The organism is Nonomuraea sp. NPDC048881 (assembly GCF_040649795.1).
Taxonomy (GTDB): Bacteria; Actinomycetota; Actinomycetes; order Streptosporangiales; family Streptosporangiaceae; genus Nonomuraea.
Genome location: NZ_JBEZGC010000003.1, coordinates 14,616 through 34,699, shown reverse-complemented (window position 1 = coordinate 34,699; position 20,084 = coordinate 14,616). Strand labels below are relative to the sequence as shown.

At 75.0% G+C, this 20,084-nt stretch carries 16 protein-coding genes; 8 read left to right on the top strand and 8 right to left on the bottom strand.

Annotation, left to right across the window (positions count from 1 at the left end):
• Window positions 1-12: 12 nt before the first annotated feature.
• Genes AB0C33_RS11035 through AB0C33_RS11025 form a run of 3 tightly spaced genes read right to left on the bottom strand, consistent with a single transcriptional unit; the run spans window position 13 to window position 6,955 of the window.
• Window positions 13-4,101 carry a TIGR02680 family protein gene (locus tag AB0C33_RS11035; RefSeq protein ID WP_358286078.1) on the bottom strand — a complete coding sequence of 1,363 codons (4,089 nt, stop codon included), beginning with the start codon at window positions 4,099-4,101 and terminating at the stop codon, window positions 13-15.
• On the bottom strand, window positions 4,098-5,336 hold the full coding sequence (locus tag AB0C33_RS11030; RefSeq protein ID WP_358286076.1) for a TIGR02678 family protein: 1,239 nt from the start codon (window positions 5,334-5,336) through the stop codon (window positions 4,098-4,100). The genes AB0C33_RS11035 and AB0C33_RS11030 overlap by 4 nt, the downstream gene beginning before the upstream one ends.
• Window positions 5,333-6,955, bottom strand: coding sequence for a TIGR02677 family protein (locus AB0C33_RS11025; protein WP_358286074.1), 1,623 nt, complete (start codon window positions 6,953-6,955; stop codon window positions 5,333-5,335). Before AB0C33_RS11025 ends, AB0C33_RS11030 begins: the two co-directional genes overlap by 4 nt.
• Window positions 6,956-7,134: 179 nt before the next feature.
• On the opposite strand from AB0C33_RS11025, the gene AB0C33_RS11020 reads away from it, so the two are divergent.
• Window positions 7,135-7,554 (top strand): SRPBCC family protein, encoded by a 420-nt coding sequence (locus tag AB0C33_RS11020; protein WP_352330618.1) that lies wholly within the window; start codon window positions 7,135-7,137, stop codon window positions 7,552-7,554.
• Between the two features lie 109 nt (window positions 7,555-7,663).
• On the opposite strand, the gene AB0C33_RS11015 is transcribed toward AB0C33_RS11020, so the two are convergent.
• A complete protein-coding gene (locus tag AB0C33_RS11015; RefSeq protein ID WP_358286071.1) occupies window positions 7,664-8,032 on the bottom strand; it encodes a hypothetical protein in 369 nt (122 codons plus the stop codon).
• A 127-nt stretch (window positions 8,033-8,159) separates the two neighbouring features.
• On the opposite strand from AB0C33_RS11015, the gene AB0C33_RS11010 reads away from it, so the two are divergent.
• From AB0C33_RS11010 to AB0C33_RS10980, 7 genes are all read left to right on the top strand, one after another.
• Window positions 8,160-9,563, top strand: a complete 1,404-nt coding sequence (locus AB0C33_RS11010; RefSeq protein ID WP_358286068.1) for an alpha/beta hydrolase — start codon at window positions 8,160-8,162, stop codon at window positions 9,561-9,563.
• Between the two features lie 146 nt (window positions 9,564-9,709).
• Window positions 9,710-12,481, top strand: a complete 2,772-nt coding sequence (locus AB0C33_RS11005; protein ID WP_358286065.1) for a Na+/H+ antiporter subunit A — start codon at window positions 9,710-9,712, stop codon at window positions 12,479-12,481.
• Window positions 12,478-13,308: a Na(+)/H(+) antiporter subunit C gene (locus AB0C33_RS11000; RefSeq protein ID WP_358286062.1), complete on the top strand. Its 831-nt coding sequence runs from the start codon at window positions 12,478-12,480 to the stop codon at window positions 13,306-13,308. Before AB0C33_RS11005 ends, AB0C33_RS11000 begins: the two co-directional genes overlap by 4 nt.
• Before the next feature lie 21 nt (window positions 13,309-13,329).
• A complete protein-coding gene (locus AB0C33_RS10995) occupies window positions 13,330-14,898 on the top strand; it encodes a Na+/H+ antiporter subunit D (protein ID WP_358286059.1) in 1,569 nt (522 codons plus the stop codon).
• Entirely contained in the window at window positions 14,895-15,437 is a 543-nt protein-coding gene (locus AB0C33_RS10990; protein WP_358286055.1) for a Na+/H+ antiporter subunit E, read from the top strand. The genes AB0C33_RS10995 and AB0C33_RS10990 overlap by 4 nt, the downstream gene beginning before the upstream one ends.
• Window positions 15,434-15,694 (top strand): monovalent cation/H+ antiporter complex subunit F, encoded by a 261-nt coding sequence (locus AB0C33_RS10985; protein WP_352351365.1) that lies wholly within the window; start codon window positions 15,434-15,436, stop codon window positions 15,692-15,694. Before AB0C33_RS10990 ends, AB0C33_RS10985 begins: the two co-directional genes overlap by 4 nt.
• Window positions 15,695-15,699: 5 nt before the next feature.
• Window positions 15,700-16,014, top strand: a complete 315-nt coding sequence (locus AB0C33_RS10980; protein ID WP_358287542.1) for a monovalent cation/H(+) antiporter subunit G — start codon at window positions 15,700-15,702, stop codon at window positions 16,012-16,014.
• On the opposite strand, the gene AB0C33_RS10975 is transcribed toward AB0C33_RS10980, so the two are convergent.
• The 4 genes from AB0C33_RS10975 to AB0C33_RS10960 form a co-directional block, all read right to left on the bottom strand.
• A complete protein-coding gene (locus AB0C33_RS10975; protein ID WP_352327547.1) occupies window positions 15,966-16,463 on the bottom strand; it encodes a DUF6328 family protein in 498 nt (165 codons plus the stop codon). The genes AB0C33_RS10980 and AB0C33_RS10975 overlap by 49 nt on opposite strands.
• Window positions 16,464-16,529: 66 nt before the next feature.
• The gene (locus AB0C33_RS10970; protein WP_358286051.1) at window positions 16,530-18,551 is read right to left on the bottom strand and encodes a xanthine dehydrogenase family protein molybdopterin-binding subunit; all 2,022 of its coding nucleotides are present in this window, start codon (window positions 18,549-18,551) and stop codon (window positions 16,530-16,532) included.
• The gene (locus tag AB0C33_RS10965; protein ID WP_358286048.1) at window positions 18,548-19,519 is read right to left on the bottom strand and encodes a xanthine dehydrogenase family protein subunit M; all 972 of its coding nucleotides are present in this window, start codon (window positions 19,517-19,519) and stop codon (window positions 18,548-18,550) included. The genes AB0C33_RS10970 and AB0C33_RS10965 overlap by 4 nt, the downstream gene beginning before the upstream one ends.
• On the bottom strand, window positions 19,516-20,004 hold the full coding sequence (locus AB0C33_RS10960) for a 2Fe-2S iron-sulfur cluster-binding protein (RefSeq protein ID WP_357977060.1): 489 nt from the start codon (window positions 20,002-20,004) through the stop codon (window positions 19,516-19,518). The genes AB0C33_RS10965 and AB0C33_RS10960 overlap by 4 nt, the downstream gene beginning before the upstream one ends.
• Window positions 20,005-20,084: the final 80 nt, after the last annotated feature.

The following is a 20,084-nucleotide window of genomic DNA, read 5'->3' as shown; positions in this document are numbered from 1 at the left end:
TAAAGAACCTTTCTAATCAAGGGTCTCGGTGGCGACGGTCCGGTAGCCGTTCCACACGAAGCGGGCCGTGGTCACCGCGTCGTCGCCGTCGCCGGTGATGAGCTGGTGGATGGCGATGCCGTCCAGCTCGCGGTATTCGCACCACTCGTGGTCGGAGGTGAGCACGAGGTCGAGCCCGAGGTTCACCAGCAGGTCGAAGACCTGGCCGCGGTTGGCCCGGTCGACGCCCACGAACACCTCGTCCAGCAGGATGAACCGGGGGCAGCCGGGGTCGGTGCGGTAGTGGGCGGCCACGGCGGCGAACAGCGGCAGGTGCAGGGCGATGGCCTTCTCACCGCCGGACAGGGCGCCGTGCAGCTTCCTGGTCAGGTCCTGCCAGCCCTGGCCGTCGCCGCGGTCGAGGCGGACCACGAACCGGTGCCAGGACGTGTAGTCCAGCACCTTCATGAGCTGGTCCTCCCAGCCGGCCGAGGAGTTGTCGGCGCGCGCCTCCTCGACGCGGTCACGGAAGAAGGCGTACAGGGCCTCGCGGTCGGCCTCGCTCAGCCCGGCCGGGTCGCGCAGCAGCAGCTCGCGGGCCGCCCGGGTGGCCGGCGACTGGGTGGGATCGACCTGCCACACCAGCCGCACCGCGACCCCCGAGGCCGTCCGGACGCGTTCGAGCCGCTGGTTCATGCCCTCGACCAGCGCGGCGGCCTGGCGGATGCGGTCGGCCAGGTGCCGCCGCGTGTCACCGGCGAGCGTGCGGTCGAACAGGTCGCGCTCGGCCTCGGTGATGTCGCCGCGCCGCTCGTCGCGCTCGCCGCGCAGCGCCCTGCCCAGCGCCGCCGCGCCCGCCCGCACGCCGCCGGCGGTGGCGGTCAGCACCTGGACGTCCTCGTCGGGGGCCAGCTCCAGCTCGGCGCGGCCGGCCAGGACCTCCCTGGCGTGGTGGAAGGCGTCCCGCAGGCGGGCCTCGGCCTCCCTGACGGTCCGCTGCTCGTGCGGCACCGCGGCGAGCCGCCCGGCCACGTCCCCGGCCGCCTCCAGCACCGCGCGCACCCCGGCGTCGGGGGCGGGCCCGGCGGGCAGGCCGGCGTCGGCGGCCAGGTGGCCGGCCAGCAGGCGGCGCAGGCGCTCGCAGACCGCCTCGCGGACGCGCCCGGCCTCGGCGTGCTTCTCCTCGGCCCGACCCAGCTCGCCCCTGAGCCGTCCGAGGCGGGCGTTGAGCCGGGCCGTGTCGTCGTGGATCGTCCGGATCTGGCGGCGGCAGCCCTGGTGGGCGGTCTGGGCGTCCTGGAGCCGGCCGAGCAGGTCGAGCTCCTCGCCGCCGGCCGCGGGCTCGACGGCGGCCAGCTTCTCGGCCAGCACGACGGCCGCGTCGGCCGCCTCCTCGGCCCGTTCCATCGCGCGTACGGCCAGGTCCTGGTACTCGCGGGCGGTCTCGGCCGCCTGGCCGGCGCGCTCCCTGGCCGCGCGGGCGTCGCCGCGCCGGTCGTGCCAGACGGCGCCGGTGGTCTCGGCGGCGCGCAGGGCGGCCTCCAGCCGGTCGAGCGCGGGCCGGGCGGCGGGCAGGGCGTGCCGGGCGGCCAGCTCGGTGAGCCGGCGCAGCGACCTGCCCACCTCCTTCTCGCGCTCGTGCAGGCGCTGCTCGTGTGCGCGGAGCTGGTCCTCCAGCAGGGCGACCTTGCCCACGGCCGCGTCCAGCGCCCGCGCGGCGCCGTCGTACGGCCTCCGGTCGGGCCGCCGCCGCAGCTCGGCCGCGAGCGTGTCGCGGTCGCCGGCCAGCACCCTGAACAGGTGGTCGCACTCGGCGATCGTGCCGGCCAGGTCGGAGAGCCGGTCGTCCAGCTCGGCGACGCGGCGGCGCAGGGCGCGCTCGCGGGCGGCGTCGCCGATGTAGGCGGGCTCCGGCTTGACCCAGCGCCCGGCGGCCGGGCCGAGCCGCCAGGTGCCGTCGGCGCCGACGGCCGCCGGGTGGTCGAGGCCGAGCGCCGTGGGGGCGAAGGCGACGCCCGCGAGCACCCGCTCGGCCGAGACGGGCGCGCCCGGCTGGGCGGACAGCACGACGGCCAGGCTGTGGCCGGGCGCGGGCCGGGCCAGGGCGGAGGCGGCGAAGGCGTCGTGCTCGCCGGGGTCCATGCCGCCGTCGGGCAGCAGCCACAGGTCGAGCAGGCCCGAGGCTTCGAGCGCCGCCTCGACGCCCGCCTGGGTGACCGGGTCGACGCCGGAGCGGAAGGCGAGCGCCCGCCACAGCGGCATGCCGGGCCGTCCGGAGCGGGAGGCGGGGCGGGCGGGCGAGGGGGGCGGCTCCAGGGCGGTCCGGTCGGCCAGGCGTTCGCGTTCGCGGGCCAGTTCGGCGCGTTCGGCGTGCAGCCGGTCGCGCAGGCCGGTCAGGTGGTGCTCGCGGGCGGCCAGCCGGACCGCGGCCGCCGTACGCGCCGCGCCGACCAGCTCGTCGGCCTGGTCGGACCGGTCGGCGAGGCCGGCCAGCTCCTCGGGGTCGAGCCGGAGGTGGGCGCAGCCGCGGGCCCACTCCTCCAGGGCGGCGGCCAGGTCGCGGGCGCGCTCGTCGCGGGTCGCGCCGGCCTGGTCGTGGGCGGCGGTCGCGGCCGCCAGGTCGTCGCGGACGCGGTCGCGGTCGTGCTCGGCGGTGGTGCGGCGGCCGATCGCCTCCTCGTGCTCGACGGCCGCCGCCGCGACCTCGCGGATCTGGCCGGCGCGGCTGGTGACGGCGGCGCGCAGCAGCTCGCGGGCGCGGCGCACGGACTCCTCTCCGTCGTCGCCCCGCTCCCCCTCGCCGGAGGCGACGGGTTGCGCGCCCGGCGAGGGGGAGCAGAGTTCGGCGACCGGGCGTTCGCACTCCAGGTGGACCGAGAGCAGCCCGGCGCGCTCGGCGGCCCGGCGGGCCTCGGCGCGGGCGCGGTCGGCCAGGCCGGTGGCGGCGCGGGCGACGGCCGCCGCGCGCAACGACAGCTCCTGCCTGGCCGACGCGCCGCGGGCCGCCGCCCCGGCCTGGTCGCGCAGCCGGGCCGCCGACTCGTGCGCCTCGCGCGCCTGCGTGCGCAGCCGGTGCAGGTCGCGCCCGGACCGGTACGCCTCGCTCTCCTTCAGCCCGTCGATCTGCGCGGCCAGGGCCAGCTCCTGCGCCTCCTCCTCCGACAGCCGCACGGCCGCGGCGGCCAGCTCGTCGCCGGCCTGCTTGAGCGCCTCCTGTCCGGCCTTGACCTCGGCGGCGAGGGCGTCGACGGCCTGCCCGGCGTCCAGGGCCGCGGCGGCGGCCGCGCGCAGCACCTTCTGGGCGTAGCCGCGCTGGACGTCGGCCAGCCGGTCGGCCTCCTGCACGTCGCGGTCGAGCAGGCGCAGCTCCTCGCGCTGCCGGTCGAGCCGCTCGAACCCGTCGGCGATCTCGTGGATCTCACCCTCGCCGAGCGGCGGCAGGGCACTGGACAGCAAGTCGGACAGCAGGCCGGGGTCGAGCCGTTCGGACAGTTTGGGGGTGCGCAGCTGGCGCAGCGCGGTGAGCAGGCAGTCGTAGCGCTGCTCGTTGAGCCCGGTGTAGAGGGTGCGGCGCACGAGGGCGCGGTAGGCGTCGGCGGACTCGTGGACCGTCCCGGCCTCGCCCAGCTCGTCGGCGAGCTGGGCCCTGGTCAGCGGCTGGCCGCCGTCGCCGGTGAGCCGGACGCCGCCGGGCAGGCCGACGCGGGAGCCGGTGGTGAAGTAGGCGGCGGTGACGTTCTTGGTGTGGGCGGTGGCCTGGAGGCGGGCACCGCAGGTGAACCAGCGGCCGTCGGCGTGCTGGAACTCCAGCCAGACGTAGCCGACGCGGGTGACGCCGCTCGCGCCCTCGCCCATGAGGTTCCAGTGCATGGTCCGCTCGGTGCCGCCGAACGTGGACAGCCTGCTGGGTTTGAGACTGGCGTCCAGCACGTACGGCAGCAGCAGTTCCAGCACCTTGGACTTGCCGCTGCCGTTGGGCCCGCGCAGCAGCAGCCTGCCCCGGTGGAACTCGAACAGCTCGTCGTGGTAGCGCCACACGTTGAGGATCCCGGCGCGTACGGGCATCCAGCGCCGGTCCATGCCCGGGGCGGTGCGGGCGGGCGTGAGCTCGGTGACGGTCATGCGTCCTCCGTGTCGGCCGGGCCGCGATCGACCCGGTAGCGGGCTCCGGCGGGCAGGGCGGCCACCCGGTCGCCGGTACGGCGGGCCAGCCCGAACATGGCGAGCACCTCCAGCGCGTCGGCCGCGAGGCGGGGCGCGCCGCCGTCCGACTGGTAGGCCCTGGCCCACTGGGGGAAGCGCCGCAGCAGCTCGGCGGCCTCCTCGTCGAGGCGTCCGGCGGGCAGCGGACCGGCGGTGACCAGCAGGTCGAGCAGGAGCAGGGCGGCGACCTTGGCGGGGCCGCCGTCGTCGGGGAACCTCGTGTCGGTGGCGGTGGCCTCGGTGTCGACGAGCAGCAGCCCCTCGGCGCGTTCCTCCAGCACGAACCCGGCCTCCTCGGCGGCCCTGCGGATCATGCGGCGGCCGGTGAGCGAGGCGGCGTAGGCGGCCTGGGCGGGGGTCAGCTCGTCGCGGTAGACGACGGGCTCGTCGAGCAGACGGCGGATGACGGAGTGGCGGGCCCACAGGGCGCGCTGGGTCTCCGTGGGCTCGTCGCCGCCGTAACGGGCCTCGACGGTGAGCGCCGCTATGGGAGCCACGGTGGGAGCCACGGTGGGAGCCACGGTGGGAGCCGCCGGGTCGCCGGCCGCGCCGGGCAGGCGGGAGGGCGGGACGGGGGCGGCCAGCAGCCTGATCACGCGGGTGGTGTCCACGCGGTAGAGCACCTTGGCCTCCTCGTCGCCGAGGTAGGCGTCGGTCGTGCCGTCGGTGGGGGTGAGCGCGCCGTGCCGTTCGAGCAGTTCGAGCGCGTCGACGAAGGCGGCCCGCTCGTCGGCGCTGACCGGGTCGAACGGCGGCACGCCGGTCTCGACCGCCGCCGCCCGCGCCACCCGTCCGGCCAGCATGCCGATCGTGGTGACCGGCGCGGCGAGCAGTTCGGCCGCGCACAGGCACAGCAGCGTGTAGCGGCGGCGGTCGAACGGCGGGCCGCCGGCGCGGCGGCGGGCCGGGCGGGTGGCCGTCGGCCGCGACCCGACCTTGACCAGGCGGGCGTAGCCCTCGCGGGGCTCCACGACCAGCCGCCAGCCGCAGAAGTAGTCGAACCACCGGGTCAGCGGTTCCCGCCGTTTCCTGATCACCGCGAAGGCGGCGGGTTCGTCGTCCGCCGTCAGGAAGGGCCGGGCGAGGAGGGTCCTGATCGCGCGGGCGATCTCCTCCTTCTCCGCCCTGACGAGCTGGTTGGCCAGGCTGCTCATGCCCCTTCGGCCCTCCCGTGGTCGCGGGCGCCCGGGGAGCGCACGTCGAGCAGGTAGTCGGGGCCGCGGAACCAGCCCTCGGAGGTGCGCAGCACCGCGACCGCGCCGTCGCCAGGGGCCCGCAGCACGACCTCGACCCGGCCGTCGGAGGTGACGGCCCGGCGCAGGCCGGTGGCGTCGGGACGGGCGGCCAGGGCCCGGCCCAGCAGGTCGAGCAGCCGGCCGAGGGTGTCGTGGTCGAGCGCGCCGAGCTGGGACAGCCGGACCGAGCCGGTGGTGGCCAGCGCCCGCCAGGCGGCCTCCAGCCCGGCGTGCTCCTTCTCGGCGCGGGCGCGGCGCTCGGCGCGCAGGGCGGCCACGTCGCGCACCCGCCCGGTACGGCCCATGCGCTCGGTCCTGCCCCGCGAGCGCAGCAGCGCCGAGACCGCCACCGGCCCGGCCTCCGCCCAGGGCGTCCCGGCCGGGACGAGTTCGGCGTCGGCGTGCCCGAGGTGGGCGTGCCGGGCGGGGCCGAGGCCGAAGGCGGCGTCCCAGAGGCGGTGGGCGTCGTCCTCGGCCGGCGCGGTGGCGAACCAGCGGGCCAGCGCGCGGAAGTCGGCGGCGGCGCCGGAGGCGGGGCGGCGGGCGGCGGTGACGCGGTCGAGCAGCCCGAGCAGGGTGACGACGGTCTCGCCCGCGACCTCCTGGAGCCGCCGCAACCGGGGCCCGCCCCCGCTCCCGGCGCCGCCCCTCTCGGCACCGCCGCTTCCGGTGCCGCCGCTCTCGGGGGCCGGGACGAGGTCGGGGTCGAACCACTGGCGCAGTTCGGCCCAGGCGGCGGCGCGGGCGGCCAGCCACGGCGTGGCCAGGTCGGTTCCGGGGATCCGGGGCAGGTCGGCGCCGGCCAGGGCCCGGGTGTGCAGGACGCCGACGCCCCGCGCGGCCACGCCGCGCAGCGCCCGCGCCACCGTCTCGCCGCGCTGCTCCAGCCCGGTCAGGAACTCCTGGAGGTAGGCCACCGAGGCCGCCTCGGCCTCGTGGAACGTGCCAACGCCGACGCCGCCGGCGCGCAGCAGCCGGCGCAGCTCGCCGTTGAGCCGCACGGTGTCGCGGCGCAGCCCGTCGAGGTGGCACTCCAGCTCCCGCAGGCAGGTGAACACCCTTCGGTCGCGGCCGGGGTCGGGGTCGGCCAGCAGCGCCTCCAGCTCCTCCAGCCGGTCAGCGACGGCGTCGAGCACGGCGGCGTGGAGGGCGCCCCCCGAGGCCGGTGTCGCGGTGGCCAGCGTCGCCGACGCCTGCCGCAGCCCGGCGTGGGCGGCCTCGCCCTGGGCGGTCAGGGCGTAGCGCAGGTTCCCGCGTTCGTACTCCTCGGCGGTCGCGAAGCCGGCGGCGTGGTCGAAGACGACCTCGACCAGCCGCCAGCCGGCGAGCTGCCGCAGCGCGCCGGTGAGGTCGTGGTCGCCGACGGGGGCGTACCAGCCGCGGTCGCGCAGCCGGTCGCGGACCTCGCCGGCGGTCAGCGCGGGCTCCAGGCGCTCGGCGGCGGCGCCGAGGACGTCGAGGAGGGCCGTGTGCAGATCCGCCCGCTCAGTGGTGGCGAACCGGAACATCTCCGGCGGCACTCGTGGCAGCTCCGCCATCGCGCCGTTCTCCCCTCTCGCCGCGGTTTCACCGGAGCCACCGTAGTGGCAGAGACGGGCACCGCGGGGGCCGGTTTGCGAGCAGATGCCACGGGTATGGTCGCCGCGTTCGGCTGCCGGTGGCAGGCGGCGCGGTCCGCGCCCGGTACGGCGGCATTCGGGGAAGACGGGGGCCTGTGATGGCGGAGATCGAGGCGACGCGCGGGATGCCGGCCGACAGCATGATCGTGTTCGGGGTGGCGTCCGACGTCGAGCTGATGGACCGGTGGCTGCCGCAGGGGTTGTGGGTCGGCGACGGCGGGGCGGGCACCGTCGAGGCGGGCGGCGAGCTGGTGCCCGGCAGCGGGCGGCACGAGGGGCTGTTCCGCGCCCAGGAGGACCAGCTCCGGGTGGAGTGGGGCGGCCGCGACCACCCCGACTACGCGGGCTGGCTGCAGGTGTCCGACTCGGCGGCCGGCACGAGCGAGGTGACCGTGCACCTGTCGCTGCTCGACGAGCCCGCCTCCAGCGCCAGGGTCGGCGAGGTGCGCGAGCTGCTCGACCGCTCCCTCGACCGGCTGGCCGACGAGGTCACCCGCCGGGTCTCCGAGGGCGGCTGAACGACGGGCTCCTCGGGGAGCGAGGGACTCCGGCGCATGCCGGTGGCACCCTTTCCGAGGGCGGCAGAGGCCCGGCGGGCGGGCGGGGGTGGGCCCGCCCCTCCGGGGTTCAGGCGTCCTCGCGCTCCGGGTTCTCCAGCCGGAAGAAGTTGCTCTGCTTGCCGTCCTTCTTGTGCTCCTGGTAGATGAAGTTCAGCTTCCGCTGGTCGAAGGTCTCGAACCACTCCTCCCAGCTGATCTCCGCCAGGTCGTTGCCGCCGTAGCCGGGGAAGTCGAAGCGGAGCACGCCCGCCCGGCCCTGGTGCTCGGTGCCGGGCACGGTCGCGGGCTTGGCGCCGCGCGCATGCGCCCATTCCTGGATCACGTCGTGGTCGGTCGTGACGAGGCTGCGGCCGGGCCGCTCCTCGTGCTCGCCGGTCGAGGTGACGTGCTGCTGGTATTTGTGCTCGCCCTCGACGGGACGGTTCTGCTGCGACATGGCGGCCTGTTCCCCCTGGTAGTCGTGCGGATGACCTGCTCGATACCCAGCCCGGCGCGCTTCTTGCAAATGATCTGTGCCACCACGATTAAAGGGGCTCGCAAGGTATTCCCGTCAACTTTTGATTATGCGACGTTTAATTACGATTCTTTCCCCCGTACTCGCAGGTCTGATCGCCGCGGCCGGCCTGTCCGGCGCCGCGGACGCGGCCGCGAACGGCGGGCCCAACGCCTATTACGGTCAGCGCCTGGCCTGGTCGGGGTGCGGCAGCGGGTTCCAGTGCGCGAAATTGACGGTGCCCCTCGACTACGCGAAGCCCGGCGGCCGGCGAATCAGGATCGCCATGGTCCGGCTGCCCGCGACCGGCCGGCGGATCGGCTCGATCGTGCTGAACTTCGGCGGCCCCGGCGGCGCCGGCACGACCATCTTGAAGGCCGACAAGACCGTCATGTCGGCCGCCGTCCGGCAGCACTTCGACGTGGTCAGCTTCGACCCGCGCGGCGTGGGCGCCTCCGCCCCCGTGCGCTGCCTGTCCCCTCTCGGCCTGGACGCCTACTTCGCCGCCGACCCCACCCCCGACAACGCGGCCGAGGTCAAGCGGGCCAAGGCGTGGATGAAGATCTTCGCCCAGGGCTGCGCGACCAACTCCGGCAAGCAGCTGCTGGCGCACGTCGGCACCGGCGAGGTCGCCCGCGACCTGGACGTGATGCGGGCCGCCCTGGGCGAGGCCCGCCTGACCTACTTCGGCTTCTCCTACGGCACCTACCTGGGCGCCCGCTACGCCGACCTGTTCCCCACCCGGATCCGCGCCATGGTGCTCGACGGCGCCGAGGACCCCGGCCAGACGCTCGCCGAGTTCGGCGCGGCGCAGGAGCGGGGGTTCCGGCTGGCCCGCGAGTCGTTCCTGCGCGACTGCTTCAGGGCCAGGGACTGCCCGTTCCCCCGGCACACCGTCGCCGCCGCGACCAGGCGGCTGGAGGCGCTCTACAAACGGGCCGACCGGGCGCCGCTGCGCAACGACGGCGACAGCAGGCAGGTCAACGAGGCCATCCTGCGCGCGGGCGTCAACCAGGCCATGTACGCCAGGGACAGCTGGCCCTACCTGCGCCAGGCGCTCACCCTCGCCCTCAAGGGCGACGGCACGGCCATGCTCGCCCTGGCCGACGTCAACCACGGACGCCGTCCCGACGGCAGCTACGACAACAGCAGCGAGGCGCTGACGGCCGTCAACTGCCTGGACCATCCCGAGCAGCGCTGCGCGTACTGGCCGGTCAAGGGCAAGGGGTTCACCAGGAAGGTGCGCGCCCACGGGTCGCCGCCGATCGTGGTGGTGGGCACGACGCGTGACCCGGCCACGCCGTACGAGCTGGCCAGGCGGCTGGCCGGGCAGCTGGAGCACGGCGTGCTGCTGACCCACGACGGCGACGGGCACACGGCGTACAAGGGAAGCTCGTCCTGCCTGGACCGGCAGATCGACCGGTACGTGATCACGGCTCGCGCGCCGCGTCCGGGAGCCTGCGCGCAGGTCTGAGGGCGTGGGCCCCGCTCCCTCACCCGCTCATGGGCGGGTGAGGGACTGGTGACGTTCGGGTCAACCCTGGCCGCGCCTGCGCGGCGGGCACGACCGGGCGGGAGAGATTGGGCGGACGTAGCCGGAAATTCCCGCCCGAGGAGCCCATGGAGTCGCTGCTGGTCCTGCACGCGCTCGCGGCGGTCTGCGCTCCCTGGCTGGCCCGGCGCATGGGACGGGCCTCCTTCCTGCTGCTGGCCGTGGCGCCCGGCGCCGGTTTCGCGTACACGGTGTGGCTGGGGGTGCGGGGGCTGCCGGCGCGGGAGGACACCCGCTGGGCGCCCACGCTCGGGCTGGAGCTGTCCTTCCGGGCCGACTCGCTGACCCTGCTGATGATGGCGCTGGTCACCGGCGTGGGCGTGCTGGTCCTGGTCTACAGCGTGCGCTACTTCCCCGCCGGCGACGACGGGCTGGGCCGCTACGGCGGCGCGATGGCCGCCTTCGCCGGGTCGATGCTGGGGCTGGTCACGGCCGACAACCTGCTCCTGCTGTACGTCTTCTGGGAGCTGACCACCGTCTTCTCCTACCTGCTGATCGGCTACGACCCGGAGAGCCGGGCGGGCCGGCGGGCCGCGATGAAGGCGCTGACGGTGACCACGCTGGGCGGGCTGGCGATGCTGGCCGGGTTCGTGGTGGTCGGGCAGGCGGCGGGCACGTACGCGCTGTCGGGGGTCGTCGCCCGGCCGCCGCAGGCGGGCCCGCTGGCCGCCGGGCTGGTGCTGGTGCTGGCCGGGGCGCTGTCGAAGTCGGCGATCTTCCCGTTCAGCACGTGGCTGCCGGCCGCGATGGCGGCGCCGACGCCGGTGTCGGCGTACCTGCACGCGGCGGCCATGGTCAAGGCCGGGGTGTACCTGGTGGCCAGGCTCGGGCCGGCGTTCGGGGACGTGCCGCTGTGGCGGGCGGTCGCGGTGCCGCTCGGCGTGCTGACGATGCTGCTGGGCGGCTGGCGGGCGCTGCGCGAGACGGACCTGAAACGGCTGCTGGCCTACGGCACGGTCAGTCAGCTCGGTTTCCTGATCACGCTGTTCGGCGTGGGCACCCGGGGCGCGGCGCTGGCCGGGGTGGGCATGCTGGCCGCGCACGCGCTGTTCAAGGCCGCGCTGTTCCTGGTCGTGGGCGTCGTCGACCATGCGACCGGCACCCGTGAGCTGCGCGAGCTGAGCGGGGTCGGCCGGTCGATGCCGTGGGTGTGCGCGGCCGCGGTGCTGGCGGGGGCGTCGATGGCGGGGCTGCCGCCGTTCGCGGGGTTCGCCGGCAAGGAGGCGGCGCTGGAGGCGCTGCTGGACCGGCCGCTCGTGCTGGCGGGGGTGGTGGCGGGGTCGGCGCTGACGGCGGCGTACACGCTGCGGTTCCTGTGGGGGGCCTTCGCCGCCAAGCCCGGCGTGCCGGTCACGCCGGCGCACCGGACGGCGGCGGCCATGTTCGCGCCCGCCGCGCTGCTGGCGGTGCTCGGCCTGGCGCTGGCGCCCTTCGCCCCCTGGTACGGCGGCGCGATGTCGGGCTACACCGGCACCTTCCGCGACCCCGGCCACGCCACGCACCTGGCGATCTGGGCCGGCCTGTCCCCCGCGCTGCTGCTGTCGGCCGTGGCGCTGGCGGCCGGGGCGCTGCTGTTCCTGGCCAGGGAGCCGGTGGCCAGGGCGGGCGCGGCGCTGCACGTGCTGGACTCGACGCAGCTCTTCTGGTCGCTCGTCCGCCGGCTGGACCGGTTCGCCGTCCAGGCCACGGGCTTCGTCCAGCGCGGTTCGCTGCCCGACTACCTGCTGCTCACGCTGGCCGCCACCACCGGCGTCGGCGTGTTCGCCGTCGCCTACGGCGGCGTGCCGCACCTGGACGTGCCGGTCGTCGCCTGGGAGCGCGTGGAGCAGCCGGTGCTGGCGGTCCTGATCACCGCGTCGGCGGCGCTGGCGCTGTTCGCCCGCGCCTACATCCTGCTGGCCGTGGTCGTCGGCGTCATCGGGTACGGCACCGCGCTGCTGTTCCTCGCGCACGGCTCGCCCGACCTGGCGCTGACCCAGTTCCTGGCCGAGACGCTGGCCCTGGTGGTGTTCGCCCTGGTGCTGCGGCGGCTGCCGGTGACCCCGGTCAGAGCGCGGCTGCCGCGGCCGTTCCGGTTCGGGCTCGGGCTGGCCGTGGGGGTGGTGGTGACCGGGGCGGGCATGCTGGCCACCAGCGCGCGGAGCACCTGGGCCGTCGGGGCGCTGATGCCCGCCGCGGCGCGCGAGGCGGGGGCGCGCAACGTCGTCAGCGCGATCATCCTGGACATCCGGGCCTGGGACACGATGGGCGAGAGCACGGTGCTGGTCGTGCTGACGCTGGGCGTGACGAGCCTGGTGTTCCTGCGGCGCAGGACGTACGAGATCGAGCGGGACGACCGCGGCCGGGTGCCCGCCGAGCGCACGCACTGGTTGTCCTCGACGCTGCCGCGCGGCCAGCGGGCCGTGGCCTTCGAGGTGGCGGCCCGGCTGACCTTCCACACGGTGCTGGTGCTCTCGGTGTTCCTGCTGTTCGTCGGGCACAGCGGGGTCGGCGGCGGGTTCGCCGGCGGCATCGTGGCCGGGCTGGCGATCAGCGTGCGCTACCTGGCCGGCGGCCGGTACGAGCTGGCCGCGGCGGTCCCGGTGCACGCGGGCGTGCTGATGGGCGCCGGGCTGACCCTGTCGACCGGCACGGCGCTGGCCGGGCTGCTGTTCGGGCGGGCGGCGCTGGACATGCTGGCGGCCGACGTGCACCTGCCGCTGGTCGGCAGCCTGCACGTGTCCACGGGCCTGCTGTTCGACCTCGGCGTGTACGTCTCGGTCACCGGCATGGTCCAGGACGTGCTGCGCGGCCTCGGCGCCGAGCTGGACCGGCAGATCGAGGCGGAGGAGAGCGCGTGACGATCTCCCTGGCGCCGTTCCTGTGCTGCTGCGTGATGATCACGACCGGTGTGACGCTGCTGCTGGAGCGGAGCCTGGTGCGGGTGCTGGCGGGGGTGGTCGTGCTGGGCAACGGCGTGAACCTGCTGATCGTCACCGCGGGCGGGAACGCCGGCGGGCCGCCCATCCTGGGCAGCACGCCGGTGGCGGACATGGCCGATCCGCTGCCGCAGGCGATGGTGCTCACCGCCATCGTGATCACCCTGGGCGTGACGGCGTTCGTGCTGGCCATGGTGCACCGGTCGTGGCAGCTCACCGGCAGCGACGAGGTCCAGGACGACACCGAGGACCGGCGCGTGCGGCTGCGGGCCAGGCGCGGCGAGCTGAGCCACGCCCTGCGCACCCGGCAGGACGCCTACCGGCGGCTGGTCGTGGAGCAGCGGGCGGAGCTGGCCCGGCTGGAGGCCGAGCAGGCCGAGCGGGAGCGGCTGCAGGAGGCCGACCTGGAACGGCGGATCGCCCGCGTGCACACCGAGCTGGAGGAGTGGATGCGCACCCGGAGGGCCGAGGGGCTGTCGGAGGAGGAGCTGCAACGCGGCTTCGAGGAGGCCGGGCAGCGGGACCTGCCAGACGAGGAGGCCACGGCCGGCGACAACGCCGAGCGCATCGACGAGCTGCGCCGCGAGCACACCCGGCGGCGGGCCGAGCAGGCGGCCGGCGAGAGGGAGCTGCGCCAGCGGATCAAGGCCAGGCAGCGCGACGCCCGCAGGCAGATGCGCTCGGCCATCCGCGAGGAGCGGGCCCGCCAGGCGCTCGCCAACGACCCCGAACTGGAGGGCGACGACTAGTGGCAGGCAGGGGCGGGGCCCGTGGGTGACCTGGTCGAGCTGCGCGGGCTGGTGTGCGTGCCGGTGCTGCTGCCGCTGCTGGCGGCCGGGATCAAGCTGGCGATCGGCGGCCGGCTGCGGCACCTGCAGTCGGCCATCAGCCTCACCACGCTGGGCATCTCGCTGGCGGTGTCGGTGCTGCTGCTCGCGCACGCCGACACGCACGGCCCGCTGGTGACCGAGCTGGGCGGCTGGGCCTCGCCGGTCGGGATCTGCCTGGTGGCCGACCGGCTCTCGACGCTGGTGCTGGTGGTGTCGTCGGCGGTGACGCTCTGCGTGATGGTGTACTCGATCGCCAACGCCTACGACGAGGCCGAGCACGACGCGCCGATGGCGATCTTCCATCCGGCGTTCCTGGTCATGGTGGCGGGCGTGGCGGACGCGTTCCTGTCCGGTGACCTGTTCAACCTGTTCGTCGCGTTCGAGATGCTGCTGAGCGGCTCGTACGTGCTGCTGACCTTCGGCGGGACCGAGTCCAGGATGCGGGCGGGGGCCACGTACACGCTGATGGCGCTGGCGTCGTCGATGTTGTTCCTGATCGCGCTGGCGGTGACCTACGGCGCGACGGGCACGTTGTCGATGGCGCAGCTCGCCGAGCGCTTCGGCACGCTGCCCGAGCAGGTCAAGCTGCTGGTCGAGCTGACGCTGCTGCTGGCGTTCGCGATCAAGGCGGCGATCTTCCCGGTGTCGGCGTGGCTGCCGGACTCCTACCCGACCGCGCCCGCGCCGGCCACGGCCGTGTTCGCCGGGCTGCTCACGAAGGTCGGCGTGTACGCGATCATCCGGCTGGAGGCGCTGCTGTTCCCCGGCGGGCCGGTCTCCACGCTGCTGATGGCGCTGGCGCTGGCCACGATGCTGGCCGGCGTGCTGGGCGCGGTGGCGCAGACCGACATCAAGCGCATGTTGTCCTTCACGCTGGTCAGCCACATCGGCTACATGGTGTTCGGGGTGGCGCTGTCGACGGTGGCGGGACTGGCGGGCGCGGTGTTCTACATCGTCCACCACATCACCGTGCAGACGAGCCTGTTCCTGGTGACGGGGCTGATCGAGCGGCGCACCGGCACCACGTCGGTCAACCGGCTGGGCGGGCTGATGAGGACCGCGCCGGTGCTGGGCGTGCTGTTCTTCGTGCCCGCGATGAACCTGTCGGGCATCCCGCCGATGTCGGGGTTCCTGGGCAAGCTGCTGCTGGTGCAGGCGGGCCTGGACAAGGGCGGCCCGGCGGCGCTCGTGCTGGTGGCGGGCGGGCTGCTCACGAGCCTGCTGACGCTGTACGCGATCGCCAAGACGTGGGGCAAGGCGTTCTGGCGGGCGCCGCGCGAGGAGCGGCTGGGCCAGGTGATGGAGAGCGAGGAGGCGACGGGTGAGGAGCCGGTGGTGACGACGACGGCGCTGCCGCCCGTGCTGCTGGGCGCGACGGCGGCGCTGGTGGCGCTGGGGCTGTCGTTCACTGTGCTGGCCGGGCCGCTGGCGGCGCTGACGCAGCGGGTGGCCACGGAGCTGAGCGAGCGGCAGACGTACATCACCGCCGTGCTGGGGACGCGGCGGTGAGCGGCGGCCTGCTCGCGCCGCGGCTGTTCGGCCGGCGGGTGCCGCTGCCGCTGGTGGCGTGGCTGACGCTGGTGTGGGTGACGCTGTGGGGCGAGCTGTCGGCGGGGAACGTGCTGGGCGGCCTGGCGACCGCGCTGGTGGTGACGTGGCTGCTGCCGCTGCCCGTCCTGGACCCGGGGATCAGGGTGCGGCCGCTGCCGCTGGCGCGGTTCCTGCTGTGGTTCGGGTGGGACATGCTGCTCTCGACCGTGCGGGTGGTGGCGTGGGTGGTGCGGCCCGGCGATCCGCCCACGCAGCTGGTCCTGGTGCGGCTGCGCACGTCGTCGGAGTCGATGACCGTGATGATCATGGTGGCGTTGTCCACGATGCCGGGGAGCCTGGTGGTGGAGGCGTACCTGGACAGGAGAGAGCTGATGCTGCACGTGCTGGGGCTGGCCGGGGAGGGCGTCCCGGACGCGGTCCGCAGGGACCTGGCCGGGCTGGAGTCGCGCATCGTGGCCGCGTTCGGCACCCGCGCCGACCGGGAAGAGCTGCGGTGAGCGCGGTGTACCTGGTGACGATCGCGCTGCTGGGCGGCGGGGCGGCGGCCGCGTTGTGGCGGGTGGGGCGCGGGCCGTCGATGCTGGACCGCGCGGTCGCCCTCGACGTGCTGACGTCGCTGGCGATGTGCGCGGTCGGGCTGTTCGCGGTGGTCAGGGACGACTACTCCGACCTGCCGGTGCTCCAGGTGCTGTCGTTGCTGGGGTTCGTCGGGTCGGTGTCGCTGGCCCGGTTCTTCCCTGGACGGTCGGGGTGAGCCCGATGGATGTGGCGGCGGCGGTCTGCCTGGTGCTCGGGGCCGTGCTGGCGTTGTCGGCGGGCGCCGGGCTGGTGCGCTTCCGCACGACGCTCGACCGGATGCACGCCGGCACCAAGCCGCAGGTGCTCGGCGTGCTGCTGGTGCTGGCCGCGATGTGGCTGCACCGGCCCACCTGGTGGAACGCCGGGCCGCTGCTGATCGTGGGGGCCTCGCAGGTGATCACCGTGTCGGTGGCGGCGTACATGGTGGGGCGGGCGGCCCACTCTCGTCAGTCGTCGCGGGACGAGACCGAGATGCCGCCCTCGGAGGAGGACTGATCGCCCCTGCGGTCGAGGGCGGGCTGGCCGAACCAGGTCCAGGCGGCCAGCCCGGCCAGGATGCCGGCGGTGACCCAGGCCAGGGTGGAGTGGAACAGGTAGTCGATCACCAGCATGGTGGCCGTGGTCATCGACACCACCAGGGCGAGCGCTCCTAACAGGCCGTAGGTGTTGGACCGGCGTACCAGCCTCTCCTTGTGGCCCTGCCGGAACAGCACGCGGTGCTGGGCGGTCGGCGCGATGTAGCAGATCGACGCGACGGCGGCGCTGACCAGCGCGGCGAAGTAGAGCCAGCGGTCGGTCTGGTCCAGCTTGACGAAGCCGGGCGAGAAGGGGACGGTCAGCAGGAACGCGAACAGCACCTGCACGCCGGTCACCGCGACGCGGGCGCCCTGCAGCAGTTCGACGAAGTTGCGGTCGGCGCGTTCCTCGTGCGACTCGTTCTTCACTCGGCCTCCTTGTTGGATGTTCCCCTCTTCCTTGGCGGAGGCCGGTCGAAACATGGATTTTCGAGGTCAGGCGAGGATCTTGGCCGGGGTGATGGGCAGGTCGCGCACCCGCCGGCCGGTGGCGTGGTGAACGGCGTTGCCGATCGCGGCGGCGGCGCCCACGATGCCGATCTCGCCGATGCCCTTGGAGCCCATCGGGTTGAGCAGGCCGTCCTGCTCGTCGATCCAGACGGCCTCGATCGCCGGCACGTCGGCGCAGGCCGGCACGTGGTACTGGGCCAGGTCGCGGTGCAGGAAGCCGCCGAACTCGTCGTCGGTCAGCGTCTCCTCCATCAGCGCCATCCCCATGCCCATGGTCATGCCGCCGACGAACTGCGACCTGGCCAGCCTGGCGTCCAGGACGCGGCCGGCGGCGAACACGCCGAGCAGGCGCGACAGGCGGATCTCGCCCGTCACGGAGCTGACCCTGACCTCGGCGAACTGGGCGCCGAAGGCGTGCCTGGCCAGCTCCTCGTCGGCCTTGACCTCCTCGGTGGTGTCGGCGGACCCCTCGCCGCCGTCGGCCCGCAGCGCCTCGCAGGCCCGTACGACGGCCGAGCCCCACGACGCCGTGCCCATCGAGCCGCCCGCGACGGGGGCGGCAGGCAGGTCGCTGTCGCCGAGCTCGACGTGCACCCGGTCGGGGGCGACGCCGAGGCAGTCGGCCGCGATCCTGGTGAGCACGGTCCGGGCGCCGGTGCCGATGTCGGCGGCGGCCACCCGGATGACGAAGTCGCCGTCGCGCACGGTCGCGGTGGCCTGCGACGGGCCGCGCCTGGCCGGGTAGGTGGAGGCGGCCACGCCGGTGCCGACCAGCCACTCCCCCTCGCGCCGGAGGCCGGGCGCCGGGTCGCGGCGGTCCCAGCCGAAGCGGCGGGCGCCCTCGCGCAGGCAGGTCACCAGGCTGCGGGAGCTGAACGGCAGCCCGCCGTCCGGCTCGGTCGTGGGCTCGTTGCGGATGCGCAGCTCGACGGGGTCGATCCCGGCCGCCTCGGCCAGCTCGTCCATCGCCGACTCCAGGGCGTACATGCCGGGGCACTCGCCGGGGGCGCGCATCCAGGACGGGGTGGCGACGTCGAGGCGGACGAGCCGGTGCGCGGTGCGCAGCGCGGGCGTGGCGTACATGACGCGGCCGGGGGTGGCGGCCTGCTCGGCGAACTCGACGATCCTGCTGGACTGCACGTACGCCGTGTGCTCGACCGCGGTGAGCCGGCCGTCGGCGTCCGCGCCGAGCCGCAGCCGCTGGACGGTGGGCGTGCGGTAGCCGGTGAGGTCGAACATCTGCTGCCGGGTGAAGACGACCTTGACCGGACGGCCGGCGGCCCGCGCGGCCAGGGCGGCGAGCACGGCGTTCGGCCTGGTGGTGCCCTTGGAGCCGAAGCCGCCGCCGACGTGCCTGGACACCACGCGCACCTGCCCGGCGGGCAGGCCGAGGGTCTTGGCGATGCTGTCCCGGTCGCCGCTGGCGCCCTGGGTCGAGTCGTAGACCAGCAGCCGGCCGTCGTCGGCCCACACGGCCACCGCGGCGTGCGGCTCCATCGCGTTGTTGTGCAGGGGCGGCGTCGTGTACGTGACGTCCACGGCGGACGCGGCGGCGGCCAGCCCGGCCTCCACGTCGCCCTTGTCGGTGTCGGGCGGCAGGTTCGGGTTGACCGTCTCGGGCCGGTAGAGGTCCGGGTGGTCGGCGCGCAGCCGCACGTCGTGGGCCTGCGGCTGGTAGGCGACGCGGACGGCGTCGGCGGCCGCGCGGGCCTGGTCGTAGGTGCCGGCGACGACGGCGGCCACGAGCTGGCCCCGGTAGACGACGTCCCGGGAGCGGAACAGCGCCAGCTCGGGGTCGGCGTCCTCGGCCAGGTCGGGCGGGTCCTCGACGGACAGCACGGCCAGCACGCCCGGCATGGCCAGCGCCTGCCCGGCGTCCACCCCGGTCACCCGGCCCCTGGCGATCGTGGACTGCACCGGGTAGCAGTAGGCGACGCCCTCGACCGGGTACTCGGCGGCGTACGTGGCCAGCCCCGTGACCTTGACGCGCCCCTCGATGCGGTTCACGGCGTCAGCTCCTCCAGCGTGCGGACGATCAGGTTGCGCGCCAGCGGCAGCTTGTACGCGTTGCGCGGCAGCGGGCGGGCCTGGTCGAGCTCGGCTTCGGCGGCCCGCAGGTAAGCCTCCCCCGTGGCGGGGCCGCCGATGATCTCCCGTTCGGCGCGTTCGGCCCGCCAGGGCGCGTGGGCCACGCCGCCGAGCGCGATGCGGCAGCCGGTGACCACGCCGTCCCAGCGCACGTCGAGCACGGCGGCGATGGACACCAGCGCGAACGCGAACGAGGCCCGCTCGCGCACCTTGCGGTAGAGGGAGGCGCCCGGCGGCGGCGCGGGCAGCTCGACGGCGGTGATCAGCATGCCGGGTTCGAGCACGGTGTCGCGCTCGGGCGCGTCGCCGGGCAGGCGGTGCAGGCCGGGCATGGGGATGATCCGGTCGCCGCCCGGGCCGGTGACGTGCACCTCGGCGTCGAGCGCGGCCAGCGCCACGGCCATGTCCGAGGGGTGGGTGGCCACGCAGGCGTCCGACGCGCCGAGCACGGCCAGGTTGCCGTGGTCGCCCTCGATCGCGGGGCAGCCGGTGCCGGGCTCGCGCTTGTTGCACGGCCTGGTGACGTCCTGGAAGTAGGGGCAGCGGGTGCGTTGCAGCAGGTTTCCGGCCACCGTTGCCATGTTCCTGACCTGGCCGGAGGCGCCGGTCAGCACGGCCCTGGCGAGCATCGGGTAGCGGGCGCGGACGAGCGGGTCGGCCGCCAGGTCGCTGTTGCGCACTGCCGCGCCGATCCGCAGCCGGTCGCGTACGGGCTCGACGGCGTCCAGCGGCAGGCGGCTGACGTCCACGAGGTGGTCGGGGGCGGCCACGCCGAGGCGCATGAGGTCGACCAGGTTGGTGCCGCCGCCCAGGTACATCGTGCCGGGGCCGTACCGGCCGACCGCGTCGGACGGGCTCTGGGCGCGGACGTAGTCGAACGGCTTCACCGGGCCACCTCGCCGATCGCGGCCACGATGCCGGGATAGGCTCCGCACCGGCACAGGTTGCCGCTCATGCGTTCCCTGATCTCCTCGGGCGTCAGGGCCGGGTCGAGGAGGAGGTCGGCGGTGACGGCGCTCGGACCGGGCTCGCCCAGCATGCCGACCGCCGAGCAGAGCTGGCCGGGCGTGCAGTAGCCGCACTGGAAGGCGTCGTGCTCGATGAACGCGGCCTGCAGCGGATGCAGCTGCTCGCCCGAGGCCAGCCCCTCGACGGTGACGATCTCGCTGCCGTCCACCGCCACGGCCAGCGCCAGGCAGGAGTTGGCCCGGCGGCCGTCGATGAGCACCGTGCACGCGCCGCACTGGCCGTGGTCGCAGCCCTTCTTGGAGCCGGTCAGGCCGAGCCGTTCGCGCAGCAGGTCGAGCAAGGAGATCCTGGGGTCGACGGCCACGGTGTGCGGCACGCCGTTCACCTGCAGGGTGATGTCCATAGGCGCTCGCCTACCCGGCCACCGCCGGAGGCAACCACGGGCTCGGACATCTCGGGGTAAAGGTGACGGGGTCCAGGTGT

What these genes read in the sequence shown, in the direction of transcription:
- AB0C33_RS11025 (WP_358286074.1), bottom strand. Translation starts at nt 6,955, where the DNA reads ATGGCGGAGCTGCCACGAGTGCCGCCGGAGATGTTCCGGTTCGCCACC.
- AB0C33_RS11010 (WP_358286068.1), top strand. Translation starts at nt 8,160, where the DNA reads ATGCGACGTTTAATTACGATTCTTTCCCCCGTACTCGCAGGTCTGATC.
- AB0C33_RS10960 (WP_357977060.1), bottom strand. Translation starts at nt 20,004, where the DNA reads ATGGACATCACCCTGCAGGTGAACGGCGTGCCGCACACCGTGGCCGTC.
- AB0C33_RS11005 (WP_358286065.1), top strand. Translation starts at nt 9,710, where the DNA reads ATGGAGTCGCTGCTGGTCCTGCACGCGCTCGCGGCGGTCTGCGCTCCC.
- AB0C33_RS11035 (WP_358286078.1), bottom strand. Translation starts at nt 4,101, where the DNA reads ATGACCGTCACCGAGCTCACGCCCGCCCGCACCGCCCCGGGCATGGAC.
- AB0C33_RS11015 (WP_358286071.1), bottom strand. Translation starts at nt 8,032, where the DNA reads ATGTCGCAGCAGAACCGTCCCGTCGAGGGCGAGCACAAATACCAGCAG.
- AB0C33_RS10980 (WP_358287542.1), top strand. Translation starts at nt 15,700, where the DNA reads ATGGATGTGGCGGCGGCGGTCTGCCTGGTGCTCGGGGCCGTGCTGGCG.
- AB0C33_RS11020 (WP_352330618.1), top strand. Translation starts at nt 7,135, where the DNA reads ATGGCGGAGATCGAGGCGACGCGCGGGATGCCGGCCGACAGCATGATC.
- AB0C33_RS11030 (WP_358286076.1), bottom strand. Translation starts at nt 5,336, where the DNA reads ATGAGCAGCCTGGCCAACCAGCTCGTCAGGGCGGAGAAGGAGGAGATC.